A 26,264-nucleotide genomic window follows, 5' to 3' on the forward strand; every position below is an offset into this window, starting at 1 on the left:
TGCCTCTTCGCGGGCTCGCCCGCGAAGAGGCCAGAGCAGGCTTACATCGGCGGCGACTGATCCGCCGGCTTGTCCTTGTTGACCCCGGGCACATGCAGGTTGCCCTCGGCCACCTGGCCTTCGAGCTGCGGCTGGGTCACCCAGGTGAGGATGTCGTAGTAACGGCGGATGTTGGCCACGAAGTGCACCGGCTCGCCGCCACGGGCATAACCGTACTTGGTCTGCCGATACCACTGCTTCTGCGCCAGGCGCGGCAGCATCTTCTTCACGTCCAGCCACTTGTTCGGGTTGAGCTTTTCGCGCTTGGCCAGGGTGCGGGCGTCTTCCAGGTGGCCGGTGCCGACGTTGTAGGCGGCCAGGGCGAACCAGGTGCGGTCTGGCTCCTTGATGCTGTCGTCGAGCTCATCCTTGATCTTCATGAAGTACTTGGCACCGCCCTGGATGCTCTGCTTCGGGTCCAGGCGGTTGGACACACCCATGGCCTGGGCCGTGCGCTGGGTCAGCATCATCAGGCCGCGCACGCCGGTCTTGGAGGTGACTTCGGGCTGCCACATCGACTCCTGGTAGCCGATGGCTGCCAGCAGGCGCCAGTCGACCTGTTCGACCTTGGCGTAGCTCTTGAAGTGCTTCTCGTACTTGGGCAGGCGCTGCTGCAGGTGCTGGGCGAAGGTGTAGGCGCCGACGTAGCCCAGTACATCGACATGGCCGTAGTAACGGTCTTTCAGGCGCTGCAGGGTGCCGTTCTTCTGTGCCTTGTCGAGGAATGCGTTGATCTCGTTGAGCAGGCTGTTGTCATCACCGGCCGCCACCGCCCAGCGCTGGTCGCGGGTGTCGCCCAGGTCGAAGGCGACCCGCACGTTGGGGAAGTACACCTGGTTCATGGCCAGCTCATTGGAGTCGACCAGGGTCAGGTCGATCTGCCCTTCATCGACCATGCGCAGCAGGTCGACCACTTCGACCGCGTCGGATTCCTCGTATTCCAGGCCCGGATACTGCTTTTTCAGCTCGGCCAGCTGGTCGGCGTGGCTGCTGCCCTTGAGCACCATGATCTTCTTGCCGACCAGGCCCTTGGCATCGGTGGGGCGCGGACGGCCGTTGCGGTAGATGACCTGCGGGGTCACTTCCAGGTAAGGGTGCGAGTACCTGACCTGGGCCTTGCGCCGGTCACTGCTGACCAGGCCGGCCGCCGCCAGCACCGGGCCGGAGGGTTTGCCGAGCGAGTCGTACAGTTCGTCGAGGTTGTCGGCGGTCTCGATCTGCAGCTTGACGCCGAGATCGTCGGCGAAATGCTGGACCAGCTCGTACTCGAAGCCGGTTTCGCCGTTGCGGTCTTGGAAGTAGGTGGCCGGGCTGTTGCGGGTGATTACGCGCAGCACGCCGTCCTCCTTCACGCGCTCGAGGGTGCTGGGTTTTTCAACGCAGGCACCGAGCAGCAGAAAGAGTCCGGTTGCGATTAGCCATCTGGCGCAACGCTGGCGCAAAGCAGTGTGGGCGAACATAGGTTGCAGTATACGCAAAGGACCGGCACAGCCATATCTCGACAACGGTTTGCTTGTCTGGTAGCAGTTTCTGTGCTGCAAGCTTCAAGCTGCAAGCCACAAGAAAAAGCAGCTGGCGCAAGCATGCTTATGCGTGTGGCTTGCAGCTTGAAGCTTGCCGCTTTTTTTTGACCCCGAAGTCCGGTTCCGCCGCCCGGCAGCCGTGGTGTAGAGCGGGTGCCGAAAGCCGTCGAATTAGGCTAGAATGCACGGCCTCTAAGCACACCCCTTCCTGAGGCTGTCCCGACGATGTTGATCCTGCGCGGCGCTCCTGCCCTTTCTGCCTTTCGCCACGGTAAATTACTCGAGCAACTGAGCCAGAAAGTCCCCGCTGTTACTGGTTTGTATGCCGAATTTGCCCACTTCGCCGATGTTGACGGCGAGCTGACCGCCGACCAGCAGCAGGTGCTGGGCCGTCTGCTCAAATACGGCCCGAGCGTGCCGGTACAGGAGCCGACCGGCCGCCTGTTCCTGGTCGTGCCGCGCCTGGGCACCATCTCGCCATGGGCCAGCAAGGCCAGCGACATCGCCCACAACTGCGGCCTGCAGTCGATCCAGCGCCTGGAGCGCGGCATCGCCTACTACGTGGCCGGCACCCTGAGCGACGCCGACGCCGAGCTGATCGCCGCCGAACTGCACGACCGCATGACCCAGCGCGTGCTGGCCAAGCTCGAGCAGGCAGCCGACCTGTTCAGCCATGCCCAGCCCAAGCCAATGACCTCGGTCGACATCCTCGAAGGTGGCCGCGAGGCACTGGCCCAGGCCAACGTCGACCTGGGCCTGGCCCTGGCCGAAGACGAGATCGACTACCTGGTCAACGCCTTCCAGGGCCTCAAGCGCAACCCGAACGACATCGAACTGATGATGTTCGCCCAGGCCAACTCCGAGCACTGCCGCCACAAGATCTTCAACGCCAGTTGGGACATCGACGGCCAGGCTCAGGAAAAGAGCCTGTTCGGCATGATCAAGAACACCTACCAGATGCACAACGAAGGCGTGCTGTCGGCTTACAAGGACAACGCCTCGGTGATCGTCGGCAGCGTGGCCGGGCGCTTCTTCCCGAACCCTGAAACCCGCCAGTACGGCGCGGTGAAGGAGCCGGTGCACATCCTGATGAAGGTCGAGACGCACAACCACCCGACCGCCATCGCCCCGTTCTCCGGCGCCTCCACCGGCTCCGGCGGCGAAATCCGCGACGAAGGCGCGACCGGCCGTGGCGCCAAGCCAAAAGCCGGCCTGACCGGCTTCACCGTGTCCAACCTGCGTATCCCGGGCTTCGAGCAGCCTTGGGAGCAGGCCTACGGCAAGCCTGAGCGCATCGTCGACGCCCTCGACATCATGATCGAAGGCCCACTGGGCGGCGCCGCGTTCAACAACGAATTCGGTCGTCCGGCCCTGACCGGCTACTTCCGTACCTTCGAGCAGGCCATCGACACCCCGCACGGTGAAGAAGTGCGCGGCTACCACAAGCCGATCATGCTTGCCGGCGGCATGGGCAACATCCGTGAAGACCACGTGCAGAAGGGCGAGATCACCGTCGGCGCCAAGCTGATCGTGCTTGGTGGCCCGGCCATGTTGATCGGCCTGGGCGGCGGCGCCGCTTCGTCGGTGGCCACCGGTGCCAGCTCAGCTGACCTGGACTTCGCCTCGGTACAGCGCGAAAACCCGGAAATGGAGCGCCGTTGCCAGGAGGTCATCGACCGCTGCTGGCAGCTGGGCGACAAGAACCCGATCGCCTTCATCCACGACGTCGGCGCAGGTGGTATCTCCAACGCCTTCCCGGAACTGGTCAACGACGGTGGCCGTGGTGGCCGCTTCGAACTGCGCAACGTGCCCAACGACGAGCCGGGCATGGCCCCGCACGAAATCTGGAGCAACGAATCGCAGGAGCGTTACGTACTGGCCGTCAGCGCCGTCGATTTCGAGCGCTTCCAGGCCATCTGCGAGCGCGAGCGTTGCCCGTTTGCCGTGGTCGGTGAAGCGACTGAAGAGCCGCACCTGACCGTCAGCGACAGCCACTTCGGCAATACCCCGGTGGACATGCCGCTCGACGTGCTGCTGGGCAAGCCGCCGCGCATGCACCGGTCGGTTACCCGCGAAGCCGAGCTGGGCGATGATTTCGACCCGAGCCAGCTGGACCTGGACACTGCCGTGCAGCGCGTGCTCAGCCACCCGGCCGTGGCCAGCAAGAGCTTCCTGATCACCATCGGCGACCGCACCATCACCGGCCTGGTTGCCCGCGACCAGATGGTCGGCCCGTGGCAGGTCCCGGTGGCCGACTGCGCCGTCACCGCCACCAGCTTCGACGTCTACACCGGCGAAGCCATGGCCATGGGTGAGCGTACCCCGCTGGCACTGCTGGATGCCCCGGCTTCCGGGCGCATGGCGATCGGCGAGACCATCACCAACCTGGCCGCCTCGCGCATCGAGAAACTGTCCGACATCAAGCTGTCGGCCAACTGGATGTCCGCTGCCGGCCACCCCGGTGAAGACGCGCGCCTGTACGACACCGTCAAGGCCGTCGGCATGGAGCTGTGCCCTGAGCTGGGCATCACCATTCCGGTCGGCAAAGACTCGATGTCGATGAAGACCAAGTGGAGCGAAGAGGGCGTCGAGAAGAGCGTCACCTCGCCGATGTCGCTGATCATCACCGGCTTCGCCCCGGTCACCGACATTCGCCAGACCCTGACCCCGCAGCTGCGCATGGACAAGGGCGAGACCGACCTGATCCTGATCGACCTGGGCCGCGGCAAGAACCGCATGGGCGCCTCGATCCTGGCCCAGACCTACGGCAAGATTGCTGCCCAGGCACCGGACGTCGATGACGCCGAAGACCTCAAGGCGTTCTTCGCCGTGATTCAGGGCCTGAACGCCGACGGCCACCTGCTGGCCTACCACGACCGCTCCGACGGCGGCCTGCTGACCACCGTGCTGGAAATGGCCTTCGCCGGCCACTGCGGTCTCGACCTGCACCTCGACCCGCTGACCGACAGCAAGGCCGACGTCGCCGCCATCCTCTTCAACGAAGAGCTGGGCGCGGTCATTCAAGTTCGCCAGGATGCTACCCCGGACGTGCTGGCCCAGTTCAGCGCTGCCGGCCTGGGCGAAGAGTGCGTCGCGGTGATCGGCAAGCCGATCAACAACGGTGAAGTCTCCATCAGCCTCAACGGCGAAGTGCTGTTCGACGACGACCGTCGCATGCTGCAGCGCCAGTGGGCCGAAACCAGCTACCAGATCCAGCGCCTGCGCGACAACGCCGACTGCGCCGACCAGGAATTCGACCTGCTGCTCGAGGAAGAAAACCCGGGCCTGTCGGTCAAGCTGGGCTACGACGTCAACGACGACATCGCCGCGCCGTACATCAAGAAGGGCGTGCGCCCGCAAGTGGCGATCCTGCGCGAGCAGGGCGTCAACGGCCAGGTCGAGATGGCTGCCGCCTTCGACCGCGCAGGCTTCGCTGCCATCGACGTGCACATGAGCGACATCCTCGCTGGCCGCGTCGACTTCGAAGCCTTCAAGGGCCTGGTCGCCTGCGGTGGTTTCTCCTACGGTGACGTGCTCGGTGCTGGCGAAGGCTGGGCCAAGTCGGCGCTGTTCAACAGCCGCGCCCGCGATGCTTTCCAGGCCTTCTTCGAACGTACCGACAGCTTCGCCCTGGGCGTGTGCAACGGTTGCCAGATGATGTCCAACCTGCACGAGCTGATCCCGGGCACCGAGCACTGGCCGCACTTCGTGCGCAACCGCTCGGAGCAGTTCGAGGCGCGTGTGGCCATGGTCGAGGTGCAGAAGTCCAACTCGATCTTCCTGCAGGGCATGGCCGGTTCGCGCATGCCGATCGCCATCGCCCACGGTGAAGGCCATGCCGAGTTCGCCAGCGAAGAGGCACTGCTGGCAGCCGACCTGTCCGGTTGCGTGGCCCTGCGCTACGTCGACAACCACGGCAAGGTCACCGAAGCCTACCCGGCCAACCCGAACGGCTCGCCGCGTGGTATCACCGGCCTGACCAGCCGTGACGGCCGCGTGACCATCATGATGCCGCACCCGGAGCGTATGTTCCGCGCCGTGCAGAACTCCTGGCGCCCTGATGAGTGGCAGGAAGATGCCGCGCTGATGCGTATGTTCCGCAACGCCCGCGTGTGGGTGAACTAAGGCGTGTACAAGCTCGCCTTCTTCGTCCCGGCCAGCCACGTTGAAGGGGTCAAGGCCGCCGTGTTCGCCGCCGGTGGCGGGCTTATCGGCGACTACGACCAGTGCGCCTGGCAGACCCTGGGCCAGGGCCAGTTCCGCCCGTTGGACGGCAGCCAGCCGTTCCTCGGGCAGACTGGCCAGGTCGAGGTGGTCGAGGAGTGGAAGGTGGAGCTGGTGGTGGCTGACGACCTGATCGCTCAGGTCGTCGCTGCGCTCAAGCAGAGCCACCCGTACGAGACGCCAGCCTACGAGGTCTGGCGTTTGCTCGATTACTGAACGCTCTGGGCCTACCAACTCCAGGGGGCGGGTCCAGCGTCGGGCAGATTGGCTATTTCCCAGTAGCTGGTGTTGGTTAATTCCTCGATCTCCTGGATGTTCTCCATCGTCTTTTTCAAGGCGCCCTCGATTTCTTTCAGCGCATCATCCAGTTCGAGACGTTGCAGTTGCCTTAGCGTTTCGATTGATTTCCCTTGCTCGACTTTTTCAGGGTTTGCCCGAGCCCATGCATCGACAGCGTCAGTGAACCAATCGGTATCATTGGGGTGAACCATGAAGCGCTCGGCTACAACCCGCGGGTCGCCCGCCGCCTCACCCAATGCCATCCAATGATTGAACATTGCCTGGCCTACATCCTTGACCGCTAGTGCAGCCAGCCGCACCGCCAGGCCGTGGAAAGGATGCGTGCCATGGTCCTTGGCGAGTTGCGAATGGGTTGCCATCACCTCCGCGTCGTTGTTCGGGTCCCCGTCCAGGTGGGTCTGCAAGGTGGCGATATGGTCGCCTGCCCATTTCAACAGGGGTTTCCTGATCAGGTTGGAAGCATATTCGATGGCTTTGCTGGGCGCTTCGATAGCCCCCGTAAGCTGCTGGGACAATTGATAGAGTGGGTTGCCTCTGATGGCGTCCCGGGCTTTCAGGTACAGTTCATAGGCTTCGAGCAGCAGGCGATCTTCGTCTTTCAGCAAGATCAGCATGACCTTGTCAAAGTCGCTGCGTTCACCCGGCTCCAGGTTTGGTGAATCGTCGTTACCGTAAAGCAGATTGGCCATCGGATCGCTAACGCTGCCGACGATATCCAAAGTCCCGAACATACCTGTGATGACAGGCCATTCATGGCGAGACTCTTCCCTTGAGTCGATGCGGGGCGTCCATGTCAACACGTCGCCGTACCCCAGCTTGCGCAAGCTCAGCTCCACGAAGTTGGAGTGGGCGAAGTAATCTTCCAGTACGTGCAGGGCCTCGCCGAACAGGCGCATGCCTTTGGCAGTCATGCCTTCCTGTTTTGCAGCATTCAACTGTTTGACCATGTAGGCAATCGGTCGGCGGATGTAACGCTTCATCGAGCGCCTGGGCAGCACCTTGTTGAGAGTGCTTTCAGGGAATACCAACGCGCTGAAAGCGGGGTCGATGCTCCGCGGGTCGTCCGCCTCCCTGTCCAGCGAGGTCGGGTTGTCGATGTGTTCGTGGGCTCGGTAGACACCCAGCAGCTCCGGGGTCACCCGATAGGCGTCACGCCCCTCAGGCGTTTGCTGTAGGGTATGGAATTCCTTGAGGCCGAACAGGTCGACGACGGCTGTCAGCTTTTCTCGCGACACTCTCGGCAGGTTACCTGAAGTAATGGCCTCGATAATTTTCGCCGTATCGGTGCCAGCATTGTCCTGCGGCTGAACGATCTTGGGATCGATCAGTTGTGAGTAGTCACGTAGCCAGTTGCCAAAGTAGATGGCTTTGCGTTGGGCCTCATCGAAACCGGCGACTTCAAGCGCATCTTCAATGGACTCATGGCCAAATGAAGTGTCGCTTCCCCCATCGCCTCTTCCGGCAGCAAAGCGCTTCACACGGCGCGAGGAGAACTCTGGAACACTGAGTGTCAAGGTCTGCTCCAAGCCCCTCTCGGTGAATGTCGCAAGGGTGCTCCCGGATGCGATCGGCTTGTTGTAAAAAAGCAAGGTCTGCACGAAGCCTGCGGTGATCGTTTCGCTGCCCGGTGGTATGGCACATGGAGCGCCGAGCGCTTTGCAACCTTGCAGCAACAAGTGGTGGATGTGCAGTGCAAATGCGCCCATCAGTGCAACCATGAGTCCAGCGCCCTTGGCTGGATCCTCGATGGCCTGTGCAATGGCCTCGTGCTGAACCTCTATCAGGCCGGTTTCGCTATCGTAGGTGCAAGGCACGTTGATGTCGTAGTTGACCTGGCATCTTGGGTTGCTCAAGGTCTTGGCGATCAATTCCCGCTGCAGGTGCACGAACAGCGCGAGTGGCAGGCGGCTGCCAAATATCGGCCTGAACAAGTGGCTAAAGAGCTGGACGTCAATGTCCGAGGCAAAATCGGCCAGTCGGTCCAGGGTGAAGGTGCTGGCAAACGAGGTAATGTCTGTAGGCTGGTCGTTCATCATGGGAACCTGATTCGAATGAACGACCAGCATGGGCAATCGCTTGCCGGCAGTGCATGAGGCAGAGCTACCTGTGCGGCTCGTCGCCTTCGGCGGCCTTGCCGGCTCGAAGCGGATCACGAACCAGGGCGGTACAAGCCCGGGGCGAGAAAGCCCCAGGCCTGGTGCAGTAACAGCGGCATGGCCACGAACAACGCGCACATCGCCGTGAGCTTGAACGGTGTGAGGAACGGTGAGGTGACGCTGGTGGCGATCATGCTGGCGCTTTCCGGCAGGAAGCGGCGCAGCGGCTCCGAGATCACGGTGTACAGCTGCTGGGCAAAGGGGAACAGACCGGCGAACACGGCGGCCAGCAGCAACAGGCAGCGCACCAGGCGCTTGCGCAGATCACGCAGGTGCTCGGTCAACGGCATGCGTGCCGCCGGGTCCAGGGCGATGCTCATGGGCTGTTCTCCCGTGCGACGGTGGCGGTGACGCGACAGTGACAGCGATGCTCGCCTGCAAGGCGGCGAGAGCGCCCAGTACTTGCGCCAGCAACCGCCGCGGCTGGCGGCCAACCAGCCGATGCTCGATAGCAGCGAGCTCAACCTGCTGCTAGAACCTGACGCTACCCGCCATCGCCGCTATCCGATGCTGTGCGCCTTGCCACAGACCACTGGCTGGCGCCTGAATGCAATGCCTTGGGACTGGAGCACCTGCCGTTGCTGGATGCGCTGTATGAGGGGCGATATCCGCGCTCGTTGCTCAGCCGCATCGACAGTGGGCGGCCGGCGTCGGGGTATGCAGATGCCTCGGCGTTGCGCCAGGCGTTGGGGGCGGTGGATGACGAAACGTTCGAACGGTTGAGCGAGGGCTTGCTGCTCAACAGTGGGCATTACCTGTTGCAGTTGTCGTTCGAGGAACAGGGCAGGGTGATGCGCAGCGAGTTTCAGGTGGAGGCGTTGGGGGTGGTGCAGTGGCATGCCCGGGTGCCGGCGCAGCAGGTGAGAATTCGCAGTCGTGAGCCAAAACTCTAAACGCGTGATGTGCCATTATTTTCTGGGCCTCGACGAAGCAATCTAGCTGCGGCGTAAACCATCGGAACCAGCGTAATGGTTTCCGTGAGGATTCCAGCCAACATACCCACGACGTATCTGGTGCTTATCTGGCTGGCATGGATATTGGCTGGGTACATGATACCGGTAGCTACCTCATACGTAAGCCATAAGCTGAGACCTGCGTACGCAGGGGCTGCCACTGCAATTTGTGCTTTTTCACGGGTAGTCAGAGGGCGCAATCGGCTTGGTCGTGGCGGCTGCATCTGCTGGTAGTTCAGGCTGGTAGCACCCCAGTGCGGGTTTCCTGAGTTGAAGCTTTGGCTGGAGCTGTCTGTCGTTGCCAACTGATTGTAGGGGGTCGTATCGTTGTCCGAATTTCTTGCGAGGACGATGTCGGGTTGATGCGGGCTGTTGAGGAACCTCTCTGACAACCAGTTGAACGGCTTTTTCATCCAGGTGGGCACGGATGGCCAGCGTCCGTTCAGGTCGACTCTATTGACCGGATCGCCCAGGCAGTAGCCGTAGCCATTCAGCCCGCCTTTACCAAACGGGGAAAATGCATCCGGCTGAGTAAATCGCATGAGTCCCGGATGATAGTTACGGTATCCATTGCCTAGTGGATAGCTCCCCGTAATCACCTCCAGCCTTTGTCCGGCAAAAGCCAACAGGGTCGTCGCTAAGTCAGTCCGAATGAAGCCATACGGTGAGTAATTTTGTGGGGAGCCACTTCCTTGAATACTCATCACTGTATTCCGTTGATTGGCTTTCAAAGATCTCGCCGATATGCGCATGAGGCTTGTGCTCTGGGCCAGGATTTTTTCCATGGTTTCTCCCTTTGCGTTCACAAATCAACTGTCAATTGTGCCAGTTGACCCAAGCGTTTGTTCCTGGATCTTAAGCAAGAAATGAACACGTTGTGCAGGGTGTGGCGCGCCATGCGAGTGATTCTTTGGAAGGGTCTTATACCTATTAGCGAGACTTTCGGAACTCGAAACCTGCGATGATGACGCTACAGTCAGCACGAAGCTGCCTGTAGCGTCGCTGAATCAAGCTGTACCTATCTCCCCACCATCATCCCGCTGAATCACCACGGTCGTAGCCCGCGGCCTGACCTTGGCACCGGCCGGGGTCGCATCGGTCGCCTTGTCGGTATACGGCCAGTTGTCCGGGTGCTGGATGTTGACGAACAAGGTCTTGTTGTCCGGCGTGAAGCTGATGCCCGTCACCTCGCAACCATTCGGCCCGACGAAGAAGCGGCGCAGGGCCGTCTGGTTCTGGGCATTGATCGGCACCTGCTTGCCGCTGGCATCGACCAGGTCGGTGGGGATCACCGCCAGCAGCTGGTCGTTGGTGTAGTCGGTGAGCGTGGTCTCGCTGTTGTCGGTCTCGAACCACAGCACGCCGCGGCTATCGAAACTCATGCCGTCAGGGCTGGCGAACTGGTTGAGCTCGGTCAGCCCGGAGCGGTTGATGTCGGCGGTACCAGCGGCGTTGGCGCCGAACACGAAGATGTCCCAGGTGAAGCTCAGCTGGTCGCCGCTGTCGTGCCAACGGATGATGTGGCCGTGACGGTTCGGGCCGCGCGGGTTGGCCGCATCGACCTTGTCGGCAGTACGCGCGCTGTTGTTGGTCAGGGTCAGGTAGACGTCGCCGTTGAGCGGGTTGACGGCCGTCCACTCCGGGCGGTCCATCGGCGTGGCGCCCACGGCATCGCCGGCGCCCCGGGTGTTGAGAATGATGCCTGCCAGGTCACCGTACAGCGCACCGAGGGTGCTGCCGGCGGCGGTGGCGGTGTTCACGTCGAGCAGCAGCCACACGCCGCTGCCATCGGCATTGAAGCGGGCGACGTACAGCTTGCCCTGGTCCAGGTACTTGGCCCCGGTGGCCAGGCGGTCGGCCGGGTTGGCGTCGGCGGTATCCCACACGGCCGTGGACACCCACTTGTACAGGTACTCGTTGTTGGAGTCGTCACCCATGTACCAGACCAGCGGCTTGCCGGCCACCGGCAGGCCCGGGCAGCAGCCTTCGTGGCGGAAGCGGCCCAGGGCCGTGCGCTTGGTGGCCAGGGTGCTGCTGTTGTACGGGTCGATCTCGACGATGTAGCCATAGGTGCTGGCTTCGTTGCGGTAGTCGTCGGCGGCGGCGGCCCCTTTGACGGTCACGTCGAAGCGGGCGAATTCATCGGCCACTTCACTGCTGTCACCGGCAGCGCTTTCCCACTGGTACTGGCCACTGGAGGTGCCCACGCCGATGCGGCGCTGGTCCTCCGGGCGGGTGCCCTTGTTGACGAAGATGCCTGGCCAGTTCTCTTCACAGGTCAGGTAGGTGCCCCACGGGGTGTAGCCATTGCCGCAGTTGTTGTTGGTGCCGCGGCAGTGGGTGCCGTCGACCGAATACTTGGTCTTGACGTGGTCGGTGCCACGCAGCGGCCCGGTGATTTCCATGCGCGAAGCCGTGGTGAAGCGGCGGTTGAGCGGGTCGTTGTCGACCACCTGCCAGCGGCCGTTGGCCTTCTGCAGGCGCACCACGCCAGCACCGTGGGCGTTGATCTCCTTGCGCACTTCTTCGGCCGGGCGCTTGCCGCTGGTGTCGGTGGTCGGGCCGTTGGGGTGCAGGGCCGCGGTGTCGATGTATTCGAAGTTGATCGCCAGCAGGCCGTCTTCGGAGCTGCCGTTGATCGGGAAGAAGTGCATGCCGTCGTGGTGCATGCCCATGGCATTGGCCTGGTCGGTCGAGGTGTTGCTGCCGTCCGATTTCCACGGGTTGCCGTTGCTGTTCAGCGGCGTGCCCCAGGGCGCCAGCACATAAGCGCTGTAACCGGCCGCGACGACGCAGGCGTCGGCGCGCGAACCGGCGATGGACTGGAAGCCCAGGGCCAGTTTCGGTACTTCCGGTGCGATCGGGTCGGTCACCGGCGGCTGCGGTGCCAGATCGTCATTGGAGCCGCCACTGCTGTCGAAACAGCCGATCAAACCGGTACCGGCAATCATGGCGATGGCGGCGCCCAGGCTGCCACGCATCACGCTGCGACGGCTCAGGTAAGCGTCCATGACGCTGGCCATCGGCAGGTTGCCGCTCTGGTTGCGGTCCAGGTTATCGCCGGTATCTCGACTCATCAGGGTGTCCTTATAGTGGCTGAGTTGGAGGCAGCCGCGACTTTAGGGCGCTACTGTGATGATTCATTGGCAAAATTATTAATGGGTTTCTTAAAACTGTAAGTTCTTATTACAAACGCAGAAAGATCGATTTGGAATGGTTGTCGGATTTTTGCCATTAAGCTGTCTACGCCGCAACATCCGGGGCACCGCCTCGGCGTGCTCTGCGCCCGCGAACTGCAGGCGCGTTTCACCGTCGCGCAGTACTGGCTGGCCAGCAACCAGGTTGATGGCGTGTTCATGCATCCATGTGTCCGTCATGACAAGGTCAACGCCTATGAGAACGAGCGCCAAAACCCGCGTGGCGCTCGTTCTCAAGGGCGCTGAACATCTCAAACCAGGCACTCTTGCGCCTCACCCGTTATTCCGCTTTACCCTGCACACTGGAAACCCACTGCTCACTCCGGCTATGCCCACTGGTCCTCAACAACCCCAGATCCAGCGCATTCTCGCCATCCGCCGCGCCTTTGCCCTTGGCCATCTCGGCAATCGCCGTACCCAGGTCCACCGGCGAATTGGAGGCATCGACCGACACATCCCGACGGTAGTCATTGCCACTCAGGGTTTCCCGCGTAACCGAGCTGGCATCGAGCGCGACCGCGCCCTTGGCCGACTGCAGGCGGGCGCCGACCAGCTGGGCATCACCGCCCACCTTCAGCTGGACACCGTCACTGCCCTTGAGCACCGCCTGTTGGCCCACGCTGTCGCGCTGCACGTGTGACACATCAAGGCTGAAGGTTGGCGAGAAGCCCGGGTCGGCCTTGCTCAAGGCCGCCCCGGCCTTGTCCTTGACCTTGCCACCCAGTGGCCCGGCCAGTGAGGTGGCGGCGTTGAGGTAACCCTGCGGGTTCTTCTCCTGGCTCAGGCGTGCATCGCCTTTCACTGTCAGGGTATCGACACTGTCCTTGCGGCTGGCGATGCGCAGGTCGCCATCGACGGCGCCGGTGATGCGCCCGGCTTCGAGACTGGCGCCTTCGATGCGGGTATCACCACGGCTTTGCAGGTCGATGTTCTCGGCGCGCAGGTTGCTGGCGTTCCAGGTCTGGTTGTCACGCTTGTCCAGCTCGACCTTGGCCCGGCCATGCAGGCCGCGGGTGTCGCTGGTGCCTGCGGTCATGTTGAAACCGGCACCGGCGGTGATGTCGAGATTGTTGCGCTGTTCCTGATTGGATGAGGCCTCGATCAGCAAGCCGCCGCTGGACGCGTTGAGCTCGATCAGCTCGGCGGATGCCTGCAGGCCTTCCAGGTGCAAGGCAATGTCCTCGCGAGCAGCGCTGCTCAGGGTCAGCTTGCCGGCACTGGCGAACTGGGCATCGACGGCCTGGCGGGCACTTTCATCCTGTGTGCCTTGGGTGAAGTGGCCACCAATGCCGCCGCCTTTTGTCTCACCCATCTTGGCTGCCAGTTCCAGGCCTCCGCCCAGTTTGCCGCCGCTGGCTTGCTGGGAGTCGTTGCCTGCCTTGACCTGCAGGCGGCCATCGCTGTGCAGGCGAATATCGCCCACCTTGGCTTCGCGACTGCCGACACGGGTGCCCTCCAGCAACAGGTCACCCGCGCTGCTCAGGCGCACTTCACCCTTGGCGTCGATCTGTGCCACGTGGGCCTTGGTTTGCACTGTTTGCTGCAGCGCGTGGTCAAGGTAGCCACGGCCGTCGAAACCGGTACTGCCGGGGCGGTTGCCGACCTTGGCCCAAGCGTTGCCGTCAAGCTGGCGGGTCAACTCTTCAGTGCGGCCGTTGGCCTGGGGCAACGACAGGTTGCCTTCACTGTGGATAGCCACCTCACCTTCGCCACCATCAATGCGTGTCCCCTCATATTGACCATCGCTACCCAGCTGGACCTGAATGCCCTGTTGCCCATAAAGACTGCCGGGTACTGCAGTGCTGGCCGTTGCCTGCTTGTCCAGCGAGCCCCCCTTGCCCGCGCCGCGGGCGTTCAGGTCACTGCCGGAGCTGGTGTCGAGGCGCAGGTCACCGCCAAAGGCCAGGCGCTGCACGCTGTCCTCCTGGGTATTTTCGGCGGCACGCATCGTGTGCTGCTGGGCCTTGATCTGCAGTTGGCCGGCATTGGCACGCCAAGCGGTGCCTTGGTCGTCGATCGTGTCGGCCTTGACCTCGACCTTTGCGCCCGACAACTCGCTCACCTGGGCAATGCCACGGCGCTGGTTTTCCAGGCGCTTGAGGTGCTCCACGGTCATGTCGGCACCGACGCTGGGTGCCACCATGGCATCTTCGGGCGATGCCTGCTGGAAGCGTGCGGCTTCTTCGCCCAGCACCAGCCGTTCGATCGGCCGGGTCAGGTCGCGGTATTCGACGCTGGCGCCGAGGCTACCGGACCACTCGTTACGCAGTTCTTCCCGTTCATGGGTGTCCAGGACGGCACGGTTTTCGATGCGCTTGGCGGTGACTTTGAGGGTATCCCCGGCCGTGACACGTACCGCTTCGGTCACCAGTTGGCCAGCATCGACTTTCACATTGCCACTGGCCTGCAGTTCGCTGCGTTGGGCCGTGCTGTCGCGCTCGGTCACCACGGTGCTGTTGTGATGGCCTTCGAACAGGCTACCGATGCGGTCGATGCCACCGGTGACGGTCAAGCCGCCCCCGCTCTGGGTATCGGTACGGCTCGAGTCGCGCGTGTTGCGCGTGGCACCGAGCGTAACCTGCGTGGCCTCTACGTCGAGGTTGCCGTCGCTGGCCTGGACCTTGGAGCCATTGATCTGCAGATGAGCCTCGCTGTTCAGGGCGACCGATGCTCCCTTGAGCTCGCTGGCAACCTGAGTCGTTTCGCTCAGCTTGCCGGTGCTACTCGCTACATCGTAGGCCAGGCCTGCGCTGTACTGACGTGACTCAGGCTTGCCATCTTCGGCGGTTTGGGTCTGTTTGGCGCTGGCACTGAAGCCACGTTGCTGGCTGTAGGTTTCGTGCTCGGCAAGCGCCTGTGTGCTTTCGATCTTCACGTCACCTTTGGCCTCGACCTGCAAATGCTGGCCCGCTTGCACCTTGGCGCCCTGGATGCGCAGTTCTTCGGCACTGGCCAGGCGCAGGTTGCTGTTGGAGGAAACATCACTGATCAGTACCTGATCGTTATGGGACGTGCGTGTGTTCTTGCTGCCGAACAAACCGAACACCTGGCTGCTGCTGTCATGATCGGTCGAGGTGCTGCTAGCGTGGTCGGCCGCGATCGTCAGCTGGCCTTTTTCGCTGTAGAGCACCGCGTCCTGGTTACCGGTGACCGTGCTGCCTTTGATGCTCACCTGGTCGGCAATCACCTCCAGTTTTCCACCCGCGACTACCCGGCTGCCGGTGACGGCCTGGCCCTGGGTGTCAGTGCCCTTGCGGTCACCAAAGAATGCCCCGGAAACCAGGTCGCCGCGGTAGCCACTTTCGGTGTTGGTGTCTTGCAATGCCAAAGTGCCGACCTCTACCTGCCGGGCCTTGATGTCCATATCGCTGCGGCTTTGCAGTGAGCTGCCGCGTACCTTGACGGTATTGCCTGCCCTGAGCGTCATGCGTTCGGCATTCAACTCGCTGGGTTTGGCCGTTTCCTTGAATTGCTCGGTATCGCGATCCCCACGCCAGAGGTGTTTGCGGTGGCGAATGGAGGTTTCGATGCGCTCGCTGTCCAGCCCACCTGCGATGTCCAGGTCGCCGTCACTGGCGAGGGTCAGTTCGCCCAGCACATTCACGTCGGCGGCCACCAGTTGCATGTCGCCACCGGACTCCAGCAGCACACTGTCTCGGCCCAGCAGCCGTGTGCCTTGCTGTCTGGTGTGGGTGGTGGTGCGCTCACTGTCATAAGTTTCGTGGGTGACAAACAGGAATTTCTTTTTCCAGTTGTCCTTGTCTTTGCTGAGCGCCTGAAGGGCTTCGGCATCCAGCGTCAGTTTGTTTCCGGCCTTGATCTCGATCTGCTCGGCCTGGCCATCGACACTGTGCAGCGAGAGGTCGTCAGCGGCCCCCAGGCGCAGCGCGCCGTGCTCGGTCTTGAGCGTGGCGTACTGCTCGCCCTCGCCACTGATCGTCAGGCTGCCGGCCGATTGAACGTCAATTCCGTCATCTGCGGTGAATGCCTTCGGCCCCATGCGCACGCCCGCGCCTTCGGCTGTACTTACCACGCGAATGCGCCCGGCGCGCATGGCGCCGAACAGGTTGGCATCGATGCTCGACGGGGTGCCCGGCAGGTGTTCGAGGACCTGGCCATCGGCATGTGCGATGCGATTGCGGCCAACGGTCACGTTGAGGTCACCCTTGGCCATGAGCAGGCCTTGCTGGTCCACCTTGGGCGCAATCAGATCAAGCGCGCCCTCGGCATTGGCCTGGCCGCCCTGCAGCACCTGCAAGGTGCCACCGGCGTTCAGCGTGTTGAAATGGCGCAACTGTTCATCCTGCAGCTCGGGTGTGCCGACCACGAAGCCGGCGCGGGTGGTGTTGATGAAGCTGCCGCCATTGAGGGTGATGCCGTTGGGGTTGGCGAGGATGTAGTTGGCAGGGCGGCCGAAGATTTCCTGCGGGCCTTCGATCAGCGAGGCGTTGCGGCTGACCACCTCGTTGAGAATGGTCGATGCTGCCTGGCCCTGGAACTGCGGGTTGGCGGCCAGTGCTCCAGCCAGTTGCGACTGGCCCTCCTGCAGGGCGTTGTTCAGCACTACGCCAGGGCGGGCGACGTTGTAGTCGAGGAACTGGTTATGCGACAGGCCACTGGTGTTGGGTGGGACGATGTCGATCACCGGCACGCCATGACCGTTGTTGATGATGGGTGTGCCTGCCGGGCCAGTGGTGGCCTCCAGCCCTCCCTGCGCCAGAGCGCTGGTGGGGCCGAGCAGGGCGAGGAAGATGGCCCAGCGCAAGGTATCCGGGCGGGTAGACGGTAACGGCGAGAGTATCTGCATGTTCTCGTTCTCTTTGTTGTGGGTGAATCAGAGGCTCAGGGCGCACTCCAGTACCCAGAAGCCAGGCTCCAGGCGGGAGCGGGGCAGGTCGCTGGCGAAGAGGGCACGTTGGTAGTCGAGGCGCAGGCGGGCGTTCGGCAGGTTCAGCTCGATGCCGGCGGCTGCGCCGGCCAGGCGTTGCGAGGGCTTGCCAGTGGCTGACCGGGTCCAGCCCGCATCCAGGCCGAAGTAAGGGCGTATCTGCAGGGGGTGGGCCCAGTTCGCTGGCAGTGGTTGGCTGAAGGTATTGCGCCAGGTCGCGCCGCTGGCGCCGGAGTAAGTGCGCAGGCGAAAGCCACGTACTGTCGAGTCGTCGCTGACCAGTAACTGTTCGACGGCGGGCAACGTGTGTTCGCTGTACTGCAAGGCCAGTTCGCTTTGCCAGCGCCAAGGTGTGTCTGACGGCCCCTGGTGAAGATGCAACAGGCTGGCGCGGTACTTGCGAAAATTCGGGCGCAGGCGTTCCGCACCCAGTGGCGACTGGTCTGCGGCAAACCAGTCCACGCCCTGCGCAATGCCCACATAGCTGTTCCATAGCCCACCCTGGAGCCACAGCAGGTTGATACCGACATCGAGGCTGGTGAGCGTCGGGCTCTGCTGAGTGACGACGGTGCCGGCGGTTCGGTTGACCAGCTGCTTGCGGTCCAGCCGAGCGCTGGCGCTGAGCATGCCTTGCTGGTTGCGCCACAGCACCCGCTCGATGCTCAGGCCCTGGTAGCTGCTGCTGCCGTCACTGGTCTGCCGACTGTGCGGCAGCGGCGCATCGTAGGTCAGTTGGCTGGCGTTGAGGGCAAAGGTCCAGGGGCCGTAAGGGATGCTGTAGTACAACGTGATGCCCTGTACCTGGCCGGGGGCGTGGAAGGCACTGGAGAGCCATGACACACGCAGGTCGTCATTCAACCCCAGCGGGCTGTCCAGGCCGAGGCCCAGGTTCAGGCGGTGGCGGCCGGTCAGCTCACTGCCGCGGTTGTCCAGGCGGCTGTCCAGGTGCCAGCGCGAGCCTACCGGGTGCGGTTGCAGCACAACGCGGGTACCGCCCTGCAGTTCGCCGGGCAGCAGGTCCATGCTCAGGTCATAGGCGCGCAGGCGATTGAGTTGGTCCAGGCCTTGCTCAAGGGCGGGCAGGTAAAGGGGCTCGCCCAGCACCCCAGGGAAAGCACCGGGCAAGAACAATGGCAGCTTGGGGTCGGCGAGTTCGATGGACTCGACAAAGCCTTCGACGATGACGATGTCCAGTGGCAGCCCATGCCGAGGCTGTTGGCGCAGGTAGGGTCGGCTGGTCGGAAACCCTGCGCTGACATACAGCTGGGTGATGCCCCTGAGCAGGCTATTGATGTCATCGATGCTCATGCAGGGCAGAAGCCGCTCGCGCAGAGCGGGCTCGAGCGCCTGATCAGGAAGTTGGCGGTTGCCGATGATGCGCAGGCCGGAAACGGTCCAACACTGACTGTCGACCGGTTGGGCGGGGGCCTGCTCATTGCGCTCGGACAAAGGCTGCTGCCAGCGCTTGAGCCGCTGTTGCTGTTCGAAATGTCGCAGGGATTGCTGCTGGTCACGCAGTTGCAGACTGGCGGGGTCGTCAGCCAGGGCTGTGCGGGAGATCAGCAATCCAGCCAGGCAACCGGCGAACAGCCAGCTGGCGTAGTGACAGAGTCGACATGGCATGAAGCACCCTCGCAATTGGCGTACGGATTACGTACTCGTTTGCGTGGATGCTAAAAATTCATGCCATCGTTTGGATGCAGTCCCCGGCCTAAGCAGGGCGTAGGGCAGGTGCGTATTTGAAGTATGAAAGGTCCTACAAGGTCAATCTGAATGTAGGACTATCAAGGGCGAATCTCGATCAGGGTTCCATCAGGAACCAGGTCCCACACTTCCTGCATGTCGCGGTTGCGCATGGCAATGCAGCCATCGGTCCAGTCGAGGGTGTGGAAGTACCACTCGGGGTAGTTGTCGTTGATCGGCGTGCCGTGGATCATGATCATGCTGCCGGCGCTCCAGCCTGAGCGGGTGGCGCGGGCGGCGTCGCTGATGTTCGGGTAGGTGATGTGCATGGCCAGGTTGAAGCGGTCGCTTTCCTTGCGCCAGTCCAGCCAGTACAGGCCTTCCGGGGTCTTCTTGTCGCCTTCGCGTTCCTTGGCGCCCTTGGGTTGCTTGCCCAGGGAGATGCGGTAGGTTTTCAGCGGTTCGCCGCGGCTGATAAGTTGCAGGCGACGCTCGGACTTGATCACCAGCACCTTGTCGATCAGCGGCTGCATGGCCGCCTGGGATTGTGACTGGGCCGGCACCGGCGGTTGCGGTTTGCGAATGATGACTTCGGTGAAGGCCGCCTGGGACACCGTGGTAACGCAAAAGCAGAAAAGGGCGAACAACCAACGCATGAAGCAGTACCTGCAAGCTTAAGTGGTGGGCGAAACATTCATCGGCGGCAGGTATTCATGGCCAATCGGGTAGTGCTGCCTGATGCGGTCGCGATAATAGCATTCTAGTGTGCGAGTGACGGTGCGGAAAGCCAGCTCGCTCCACGGTATTTCGTGCTCCTCGAACAACCGTACCTCCAGGCTTTCGACACCGACGGCGAAATCCAGGTCGGCCAGCTCGGCACGGAAAAACACATGCACCTGGTTGATGTGCGGGAGGTCGAACAGCTGGTACAGGGCCATGTCCCCGACCCGGGCACAGGCTTCCTCGACCGTTTCGCGACGGGCGGCCTGGTCGAGGGTCTCGCCGTTTTCCATGAAACCCGCCGGTAGCGTCCAGAAGCCGCGGCGCGGCTCTATGGCGCGGCGGCACAGCAGCACCTGGCTGCCCCAGGTCGGCAGCACCCCGGCGACGATGTTGGGGTTCTGGTAATGAATGGTCTGGCAATACTCGCAGACGAACCGCAGGCGGCTGTCGCCTTCGGGGATTCGCTGAATGACCGGCTGGCCGCACGCGCTGCAAAATTTCATGCTGTTCTTCCCTATTGACCGGGTTATCTTGGCGCGCCAGGCGGGGCTGCCGCAAGCGCACGGGGCTTGGGTGCTTCGCGGCTTTGGTGCATCATGCAAGGCAGGCCTTGGAAACGAGAGTGCGCAATGCTGGACGAGCTACTTCGCCGTATGAGCAACCACCAACCCGCTTCACTGGAAACCGACCGACGGTTCCCCGAGGCGGCGGTACTTTTGCCCATCACCCGCAGCGAAGCGCCCGAACTGGTCTTGACCTTGCGTGCCAAGGGGCTGTCGACCCACGGCGGCGAAGTTGCCTTTCCCGGCGGGCGCCGCGACCCGGAAGACCCGGACCTGGTATTCACCGCACTGCGCGAGGCCGAGGAAGAAATCGGCCTGCCGCCCGGCCTGGTGGAGGTGGTCGGCCCGCTCAGCCCGCTGATCTCCCTGCACGGCCTGAAAGTGACCCCGTTCGTCGGCTTGATCCCGGATTTCGTCGAATACCGCGCCAATGATGCCGAAATCGCGGCAGTCTTCAGCGTGCCGCTGGAATTCTTCCGGCAGGACCCGCGTGACCACACCCACCGTATCGATTACCAGGGGCGCAGCTGGTACGTGCCCAGCTATCGCTATGGCGAGTACAAGATCTGGGGGCTGTCGGCGATCATGATCGTCGAGCTGGTCAACCTGTTGTATGACGCCGGTATCAGCCTGCATCAACCCCCCGAGCGCTACATCGAAATCTGAGCGGGGCACACCCCGCCGTCTGCGTGAACCGCTGAGGAGCGAACATGAAATACCGCCTGGGCGACCATCGGGTCGAATGCCATGCCACCAGCTGGGCCGCACCCAACGCCACCCTGATCGGCAAAGTGCGCCTGCAGGCCCGTGCCAGCGTGTGGTTCGGTGCGGTGCTGCGGGGCGACAACGAACTGATCGACATCGGCGAGGACAGCAACGTCCAGGACGGTACCGTGATGCACACCGACATGGGCTCGCCGCTGACCCTGGGCAAGGGCGTCACCATCGGCCACAACGCCATGCTGCATGGCTGCTCGGTTGGCGACTACAGCCTGATCGGCATCAACGCCGTCATCCTCAACGGTGTGCGCATCGGCAAGCATTGCATCATCGGCGCCAACGCGCTGATCCCGGAGGGCAAGGAAATTCCTGATGGCTCGCTGGTGATGGGCTCGCCGGGCAAGGTGGTGCGCGAGCTGACTGAACAGCAGAAACGCATGCTCGAAGCCAGCGCCGCGCACTATGTACACAATGCCGAGCGCTATGCGCGGGAGCTGGTGGTCGACGATGAGTGAAGTTGCTGTAGAGCGGCCGGTGGCTTCGCCGTGCGTGAGCATCTGCGCGCTGGACGAGCAGGATATCTGTACCGGCTGCCAGCGCACCGTGGCCGAGATTGGCCGTTGGGGGCGGATGGACAATACCGAGCGCCGGGCGGTGCTCAAGCGTTGCCATGAACGGGCGGTGGCAGCCGGGCTGATTATTGGGCACTGACCGCAAAATCAAGTAATCTGTGCGGCTTGCCCACAGATCACTCGCCATGTTCTATCTCATTGCCTATATCAGTAGCGTAGTGCTGATCAACTACGCCTTCTCCAGCGCCCCGCACCTGGACATCATCTGGTCCTGCTGGGGTGGCCTGGTGTTCATCCTGCGCGACATGGTGCAGACCCGCTACGGCCATGGCGCGCTGATCGCCATGCTGCTGGCCCTGGTGCTGTCGTACGCCACCTCGGAGCCGGCCATCGCCCTGGCCAGCGCCACCGCGTTCTTCGTTTCCGAACTGATCGACTGGCTGGTGTTCAGCATCACCCGCCGGCCGCTGCGTGACCGCCTGTGGCTGAGCTCGGCGCTGAGCATTCCGGTGGATACCTTCATCTTCTTCGGCATGATCGGTGCACTCACCCCGGCGGTGATCGGCACCGCCATGGCCTCGAAATTCGCCGGTGTCACGGCCGTCTGGCTGGCCATGGCATTTCGTGCGCGGCGGGCCGCCGTCGCGGGTTGATGGTGTAGAATGGCGGTCCTTTTTCAGCGGGCCGTGCCAAGCCTGGTGCGGCCCCGGACGCCTTCGAGGACCTGAAATGACCCGTATCGGAACCCCATTGTCGCCAACCGCGACCCGTGTACTGCTCTGCGGCTGTGGCGAGCTGGGCAAGGAAGTGGTGATCGAGCTGCAGCGCCTGGGCGTCGAGGTGATCGCCGTCGACCGCTACGCCAATGCCCCGGCGATGCAGGTGGCGCACCGCAGCCACGTGGTCAACATGCTCGATGGCGTTGCCCTGCGGGCAATCATCGAAGCGGAAAAGCCGCACTACATCGTGCCGGAAATCGAAGCCATCGCCACCGCCACGCTGGTCGAGCTGGAGAACGAAGGCTTCAACGTGGTGCCGACCGCCCGCGCCACCCAGCTGACCATGAACCGTGAAGGCATCCGCCGCCTGGCCGCTGAAGAGCTGGACCTGCCTACCTCGCCGTACCACTTTGCAGACACCTTCGAGGACTACGCCAAGGCCGTGGCCGATGTCGGCTACCCGTGCGTGGTCAAGCCGGTGATGAGCTCCTCGGGCAAGGGCCAGAGCCTGCTGCGCAGCGATGCCGACCTGCAGAAGTCGTGGGACTACGCCCAGGAAGGCGGCCGTGCCGGCAAGGGCCGGGTGATCATCGAGGGCTTCATCGACTTCGAATACGAAATCACCCTGCTGACCGTTCGCCATGTGGGCGGCACCACCTTCCTCGAACCGGTCGGTCACCGTCAGGAGAAGGGCGACTACCAGGAATCCTGGCAGCCACAGGCGATGAGCGCGAAAGCCCTGGCCGAGTCGCAGCGTGTGGCCAAGGCGGTCACCGATGCACTGGGTGGTCGTGGTCTGTTCGGCGTGGAACTGTTCGTCAAGGGCGACCAGGTGTGGTTCAGCGAAGTCTCGCCGCGCCCGCATGACACTGGCCTGGTGACCCTGATTTCCCAGGACCTGTCGCAGTTCGCCCTGCATGCCCGCGCCATTCTTGGTCTGCCGATCCCGGTGGTGCGCCAGTTCGGGCCATCGGCTTCGGCGGTGATCCTGCCGGAAGGCCAGTCGCAGCAGACCAGCTTCGCCAACCTGGGGGCAGCGTTGAGCGAGCCTGACACCGCCATTCGCCTGTTCGGCAAGCCGGAAATCAACGGCACCCGCCGCATGGGCGTATGCCTGGCGCGTGATGAATCGGTCGAAGCGGCGCGGGCCAAGGCGACCCGTGCTTCGAAGGCGGTCAAGGTCGAGTTCTGATCCGACTGGGGCCGCCAAGCGGCCCCAGTTGCTTACAGCTCGGTATTGCGGGTTTCCTTCAGGCACAGCACGGCAATCAGGCTGATCACCGCCGCCGCCGACACATAGCCTCCCACCCAGCTCAACCCCCCCATGCTCACCAGCTTCTGGGCAAAGAACGGTGCCGCCGAGGCCCCGACGATGCCGCCCAGGTTGTACGCCGCCGAAGCGCCGGTATAACGCACGTGAGTCGGGAACAGTTCAGGCAGCAGCGCCCCCATCGGCGCGAAAGTCACGCCCATCAGGAACAGCTCGATGGCCAGGAACAGCGCCACGCCCGTGGTCGAGCCTGATGTCAGCAGCGGCTCCATGGTAAAGCCCGAAGCCACCGCTAGCAGGCCGCCGACGATCAGCACCGGCTTGCGCCCGTAACGGTCGCTGAGCCAGGCCGACAGTGGCGTGGCCAGTGCCATGAACACCACGGCGAAGCACAGCAGGCCAAGGAAGGTCTCGCGGCTGTAGCCCAGCGTGGTCACGCCGTAGCTGAGCGAGAACACCGTCGAGATATAGAACAGCGCATAGCACACCACCATGGCGGCTGCGCCCAGCAGGGTTGGCATCCAGTATTTGCCGAACAGGTCCACCACCGGCATCTTCACGCGTTCGTGGCGGGCGACGGCCTTGGCGAATACCGGGCTTTCTTCAAGCTTCAGGCGCACATACAGCCCCACCATCACCAGCGCGGCACTGAGCAGGAACGGGATGCGCCAACCCCAGTCACGGAACTGCTCGTCACTGAGCAGCATGGCCAGGGTCAGGAACAGGCCATTGGCCGCGAGGAAACCAATCGACGGGCCAAGTTGCGGGAACATGCCGAACCAGGCGCGTTTGCCTTCGGGCGCGTTCTCGGTGGCCAGCAGTGCTGCGCCACCCCATTCGCCACCCAGGCCCAGGCCTTGGCCGAAGCGCAGCAGGCAGAGCAGGATCGGTGCCCACACGCCGATGCTGTCATAGCCCGGCAGTACGCCGATCAGCGTGGTCGAAACGCCCATCAGCAGCAGCGAGGCGACCAGGGTCGACTTGCGCCCGATGCGGTCGCCAAAGTGGCCGAACAGTGCTGAGCCCAGCGGGCGGGCAAGGAAGGCGATGCCGAAGGTGATGAAGGCCGCGAGCATTTGCGCGGTGCCCGACCCGGACGGGAAGAACACCGGGCCGATCACCAGCGCGGCGGCGGTTGCATAGACGTAGAAATCGTAGAACTCGATGGCGGTGCCGATGAAGCTGGCGGTGGCGACCCGCGCTGGCGAGTTGACCGGCGCGGCAGGCGCCTCGGCATAGGTGCTGGTTGTCATTTAGTAGGTCCCTAACAGTCTGGTCCGCTCCATGGCATTGTCCGCGGCCTGTGCAGGCGTTGAAGGCAGGCACGGCTTGGCAGACGCCGGAGCGTATTGTTGTTGTGTTCGCGCGACTGACACCAGCCCAGGAGGGTAGGGGTGGGAGCGGGCACTGTTCGGGGTGTTGAAGCAGGACCGCGGGGCGTGTCAGTGGAGCGGACTGGCCGTGTGGCGCCGGGTGCGGGTAGCGGGCGGAACGGCGGGGCTGGGTAAGCGTGACCCGAGTATAGCTATCGGGTCACGGTCCACACCAGTATCTTGCTGGCGCAATTGTCCTCTGTTTCGAGGATTTCCAGGCGATAGCGGCCGATCTTCAGGCAAACGGCGCTTTCCGGGATGCTTTCGAGGGCTTCGGTGACCAACCCGTTGAGGGTTTTCGGGCCGCCGTCGCAGGGCAGGTGCCAGCCCAGGGTACGGTTGATCTCGCGCAGCGAGGCGGTGCCTTCGATGACGAAGGTGCCGTCGGGCTGTGGGTGTACGTGCGGGTTGTCCAGGCTCTGTTCGTCCTCGAACTCGCCGACGATTTCCTCGAGGATGTCTTCCAGGGTGACGATGCCCAGCACCTCGCCATACTCGTCCACCACCACGCCCAGGCGCCGCTGTTGCTTGTGGAAGTTCAACAGTTGCATCTGCAACGGCGTGCTTTCCGGCACGAAGTAGGGCTCGTAGCAGGCGCCCTGCAATTGCTCAAGGGTCAGCTCGGCCTTGGGCAGCAGGTGGCTGATGAGCTTGGTGTTGAGGATCGCTTCCACCTGGTTGATGTCGCTGTGGTACACCGGCAAGCGCGTGTGACGGCTGACGATCAGTTGCTCGATGATGTGCGAGATAGGGTCGTCGAGATTGATGCCGTCGACCTCGTTGCGTGGCACCAGGATGTCGTTGACGGTGATCTTGTCCAGCGACTGCAGGCCGTCCAGCAGGCCGTGGCGCGGAGTTTCGTGCTCGTCGTCTGCGTCGAAGCCGTCATCTTCCTGCGGATGCAGGGCCACTGCCGTGGGCTGCACGCGGAACGGCCGCAGGATCAGCTTGGCGATGCCGTCGAACAGGCAGGCCAGAGGTTGCAGCAGGGCGAGAGGAAACGGGCGCAGGCTCAGGCCAAGGCTGACGAAGGCCTGCGGGTTGCGCCGGGCCAGGCGCCGCGGCAGGAACTCGGCGAACACCAGCAGGGCCGCCACGGCGGCCAGGCCAGCCAGCCAGAAGCCGTGTTCGCCGCTCTGGCGTTGGCCGATCAGGCACGCCAGGCCCAGCACCAACAGTTTGCCCAGGCTGGCGCACAGCACCAGGGCCTGGGCTGGCAGCGGCGGCTTGCCGTCATCGCCGTTGCGCAGCGAACCGTTGAGCTGCAGGCGGGCGGCGTCCACGGCGGTGAACAACGCCGACCACAGTAGCGCCAGTGCCAGAATGCCGAGTAGCGGTGCGTACGGCAGGGTGTCCATGGG

The 26,264-nt window shown here is 63.2% G+C and carries 17 protein-coding genes and 3 pseudogenes; 9 read left to right on the top strand and 11 right to left on the bottom strand.

Features of this window, described 5'->3' with window-relative positions:
- Nucleotides 1–41: 41 nt before the first annotated feature.
- Nucleotides 42–1,499 (bottom strand): membrane-bound lytic murein transglycosylase MltF, encoded by a 1,458-nt coding sequence (mltF, locus tag J7573_RS17220; RefSeq protein WP_294337741.1) that lies wholly within the window; start codon nucleotides 1,497–1,499, stop codon nucleotides 42–44.
- Between the two features lie 288 nt (nucleotides 1,500–1,787).
- On the opposite strand from mltF, the gene purL reads away from it, so the two are divergent.
- A complete protein-coding gene (gene purL / locus J7573_RS17225) occupies nucleotides 1,788–5,687 on the top strand; it encodes a phosphoribosylformylglycinamidine synthase (protein ID WP_294337742.1) in 3,900 nt (1,299 codons plus the stop codon).
- Nucleotides 5,688–5,690: 3 nt separating this feature from the next.
- Nucleotides 5,691–6,002, top strand: a complete 312-nt coding sequence (locus J7573_RS17230) for an NGG1p interacting factor NIF3 (RefSeq protein ID WP_294337744.1) — start codon at nucleotides 5,691–5,693, stop codon at nucleotides 6,000–6,002.
- Between the two features lie 11 nt (nucleotides 6,003–6,013).
- Here J7573_RS17230 and J7573_RS17235 read toward each other — a convergent pair whose 3' ends face one another.
- Together J7573_RS17235 and J7573_RS17240 are read right to left on the bottom strand one after the other, a co-directional pair.
- Nucleotides 6,014–8,152: an HET-C-related protein gene (locus J7573_RS17235; protein ID WP_294337746.1), complete on the bottom strand. Its 2,139-nt coding sequence runs from the start codon at nucleotides 8,150–8,152 to the stop codon at nucleotides 6,014–6,016.
- A 98-nt stretch (nucleotides 8,153–8,250) separates the two neighbouring features.
- Nucleotides 8,251–8,562, bottom strand: a pseudogene (locus tag J7573_RS17240) (twin-arginine translocase subunit TatC); the annotation flags it as partial.
- Here J7573_RS17240 and J7573_RS17245 point away from each other — a divergent pair.
- A pseudogene (locus J7573_RS17245) lies at nucleotides 8,516–9,135 on the top strand (hypothetical protein); the annotation flags it as partial. The pseudogenes J7573_RS17240 and J7573_RS17245 sit on opposite strands and share 47 nt — an antisense overlap.
- Here the strand turns inward: J7573_RS17245 and J7573_RS17250 are convergent.
- Together J7573_RS17250 and J7573_RS17255 are read right to left on the bottom strand one after the other, a co-directional pair.
- Nucleotides 9,132–9,980, bottom strand: coding sequence for an RHS repeat-associated core domain-containing protein (locus J7573_RS17250; protein ID WP_294337747.1), 849 nt, complete (start codon nucleotides 9,978–9,980; stop codon nucleotides 9,132–9,134). The pseudogene J7573_RS17245 and the gene J7573_RS17250 overlap by 4 nt on opposite strands.
- A gap of 222 nt (nucleotides 9,981–10,202) precedes the next feature.
- Nucleotides 10,203–12,272 carry a PhoX family phosphatase gene (locus J7573_RS17255; RefSeq protein ID WP_294337749.1) on the bottom strand — a complete coding sequence of 690 codons (2,070 nt, stop codon included), beginning with the start codon at nucleotides 12,270–12,272 and terminating at the stop codon, nucleotides 10,203–10,205.
- A gap of 186 nt (nucleotides 12,273–12,458) precedes the next feature.
- Here J7573_RS17255 and J7573_RS26325 point away from each other — a divergent pair.
- Nucleotides 12,459–12,545, top strand: a pseudogene (locus J7573_RS26325) (type II secretion system protein I); the annotation flags it as partial.
- 127 nt (nucleotides 12,546–12,672) lie between these two features.
- Here J7573_RS26325 and J7573_RS17265 read toward each other — a convergent pair.
- The 4 genes from J7573_RS17265 to J7573_RS17280 all read right to left on the bottom strand — a co-directional run bounded on the left by J7573_RS17265 (nucleotide 12,673) and on the right by J7573_RS17280 (nucleotide 20,189).
- Complete coding sequence (locus tag J7573_RS17265) at nucleotides 12,673–17,199, bottom strand: hemagglutinin repeat-containing protein (RefSeq protein ID WP_294337752.1); 4,527 nt, start codon at nucleotides 17,197–17,199, stop codon at nucleotides 12,673–12,675.
- A gap of 27 nt (nucleotides 17,200–17,226) precedes the next feature.
- On the bottom strand, nucleotides 17,227–18,903 hold the full coding sequence (locus J7573_RS17270) for a ShlB/FhaC/HecB family hemolysin secretion/activation protein (protein ID WP_294337754.1): 1,677 nt from the start codon (nucleotides 18,901–18,903) through the stop codon (nucleotides 17,227–17,229).
- Between the two features lie 161 nt (nucleotides 18,904–19,064).
- Entirely contained in the window at nucleotides 19,065–19,619 is a 555-nt protein-coding gene (locus J7573_RS17275; RefSeq protein WP_294337756.1) for a L,D-transpeptidase family protein, read from the bottom strand.
- An 18-nt stretch (nucleotides 19,620–19,637) separates the two neighbouring features.
- Nucleotides 19,638–20,189 carry an NUDIX hydrolase gene (locus tag J7573_RS17280; RefSeq protein ID WP_294337758.1) on the bottom strand — a complete coding sequence of 184 codons (552 nt, stop codon included), beginning with the start codon at nucleotides 20,187–20,189 and terminating at the stop codon, nucleotides 19,638–19,640.
- Between the two features lie 126 nt (nucleotides 20,190–20,315).
- On the opposite strand from J7573_RS17280, the gene J7573_RS17285 reads away from it, so the two are divergent.
- The 5 genes from J7573_RS17285 to purT all read left to right on the top strand — a co-directional run bounded on the left by J7573_RS17285 (nucleotide 20,316) and on the right by purT (nucleotide 23,452).
- Nucleotides 20,316–20,915, top strand: a complete 600-nt coding sequence (locus J7573_RS17285; RefSeq protein ID WP_110637286.1) for a CoA pyrophosphatase — start codon at nucleotides 20,316–20,318, stop codon at nucleotides 20,913–20,915.
- A gap of 44 nt (nucleotides 20,916–20,959) precedes the next feature.
- A complete protein-coding gene (locus J7573_RS17290; protein ID WP_294337760.1) occupies nucleotides 20,960–21,484 on the top strand; it encodes a gamma carbonic anhydrase family protein in 525 nt (174 codons plus the stop codon).
- Nucleotides 21,477–21,680 carry a DUF1289 domain-containing protein gene (locus J7573_RS17295; RefSeq protein ID WP_294337762.1) on the top strand — a complete coding sequence of 68 codons (204 nt, stop codon included), beginning with the start codon at nucleotides 21,477–21,479 and terminating at the stop codon, nucleotides 21,678–21,680. The genes J7573_RS17290 and J7573_RS17295 overlap by 8 nt, the downstream gene beginning before the upstream one ends.
- A 46-nt stretch (nucleotides 21,681–21,726) precedes the next feature.
- On the top strand, nucleotides 21,727–22,194 hold the full coding sequence (locus J7573_RS17300; protein ID WP_060512569.1) for a VUT family protein: 468 nt from the start codon (nucleotides 21,727–21,729) through the stop codon (nucleotides 22,192–22,194).
- A gap of 76 nt (nucleotides 22,195–22,270) precedes the next feature.
- Complete coding sequence (gene purT / locus J7573_RS17305) at nucleotides 22,271–23,452, top strand: formate-dependent phosphoribosylglycinamide formyltransferase (RefSeq protein ID WP_294337766.1); 1,182 nt, start codon at nucleotides 22,271–22,273, stop codon at nucleotides 23,450–23,452.
- Nucleotides 23,453–23,484: 32 nt separating this feature from the next.
- On the opposite strand, the gene J7573_RS17310 is transcribed toward purT, so the two are convergent.
- Nucleotides 23,485–24,783 (bottom strand): MFS transporter, encoded by a 1,299-nt coding sequence (locus J7573_RS17310; RefSeq protein ID WP_110637280.1) that lies wholly within the window; start codon nucleotides 24,781–24,783, stop codon nucleotides 23,485–23,487.
- 272 nt (nucleotides 24,784–25,055) lie between these two features.
- Nucleotides 25,056–26,261 carry a transporter associated domain-containing protein gene (locus J7573_RS17315; protein ID WP_294337770.1) on the bottom strand — a complete coding sequence of 402 codons (1,206 nt, stop codon included), beginning with the start codon at nucleotides 26,259–26,261 and terminating at the stop codon, nucleotides 25,056–25,058.
- Between the last annotated feature and the right edge of the window lie 3 nt (nucleotides 26,262–26,264).

It is taken from the genome of Pseudomonas sp. (assembly GCF_017744435.1).
Lineage (GTDB): Bacteria > Pseudomonadota > Gammaproteobacteria > Pseudomonadales > Pseudomonadaceae > Aquipseudomonas.

Coding starts and splice junctions, on each gene's coding strand:
- purL (WP_294337742.1), top strand. CDS start 1,788: ATGTTGATCCTGCGCGGCGCTCCTGCCCTTTCTGCCTTTCGCCACGGT.
- J7573_RS17290 (WP_294337760.1), top strand. CDS start 20,960: ATGAAATACCGCCTGGGCGACCATCGGGTCGAATGCCATGCCACCAGC.
- J7573_RS17280 (WP_294337758.1), bottom strand. CDS start 20,189: ATGAAATTTTGCAGCGCGTGCGGCCAGCCGGTCATTCAGCGAATCCCC.
- J7573_RS17270 (WP_294337754.1), bottom strand. CDS start 18,903: ATGCCATGTCGACTCTGTCACTACGCCAGCTGGCTGTTCGCCGGTTGC.
- purT (WP_294337766.1), top strand. CDS start 22,271: ATGACCCGTATCGGAACCCCATTGTCGCCAACCGCGACCCGTGTACTG.
- J7573_RS17300 (WP_060512569.1), top strand. CDS start 21,727: ATGTTCTATCTCATTGCCTATATCAGTAGCGTAGTGCTGATCAACTAC.
- mltF (WP_294337741.1), bottom strand. CDS start 1,499: ATGTTCGCCCACACTGCTTTGCGCCAGCGTTGCGCCAGATGGCTAATC.
- J7573_RS17255 (WP_294337749.1), bottom strand. CDS start 12,272: ATGAGTCGAGATACCGGCGATAACCTGGACCGCAACCAGAGCGGCAAC.
- J7573_RS17265 (WP_294337752.1), bottom strand. CDS start 17,199: ATGCAGATACTCTCGCCGTTACCGTCTACCCGCCCGGATACCTTGCGC.
- J7573_RS17275 (WP_294337756.1), bottom strand. CDS start 19,619: ATGCGTTGGTTGTTCGCCCTTTTCTGCTTTTGCGTTACCACGGTGTCC.
- J7573_RS17285 (WP_110637286.1), top strand. CDS start 20,316: ATGCTGGACGAGCTACTTCGCCGTATGAGCAACCACCAACCCGCTTCA.
- J7573_RS17250 (WP_294337747.1), bottom strand. CDS start 9,980: ATGGAAAAAATCCTGGCCCAGAGCACAAGCCTCATGCGCATATCGGCG.
- J7573_RS17295 (WP_294337762.1), top strand. CDS start 21,477: ATGAGTGAAGTTGCTGTAGAGCGGCCGGTGGCTTCGCCGTGCGTGAGC.
- J7573_RS17235 (WP_294337746.1), bottom strand. CDS start 8,152: ATGCTGGTCGTTCATTCGAATCAGGTTCCCATGATGAACGACCAGCCT.
- J7573_RS17310 (WP_110637280.1), bottom strand. CDS start 24,783: ATGACAACCAGCACCTATGCCGAGGCGCCTGCCGCGCCGGTCAACTCG.
- J7573_RS17315 (WP_294337770.1), bottom strand. CDS start 26,261: ATGGACACCCTGCCGTACGCACCGCTACTCGGCATTCTGGCACTGGCG.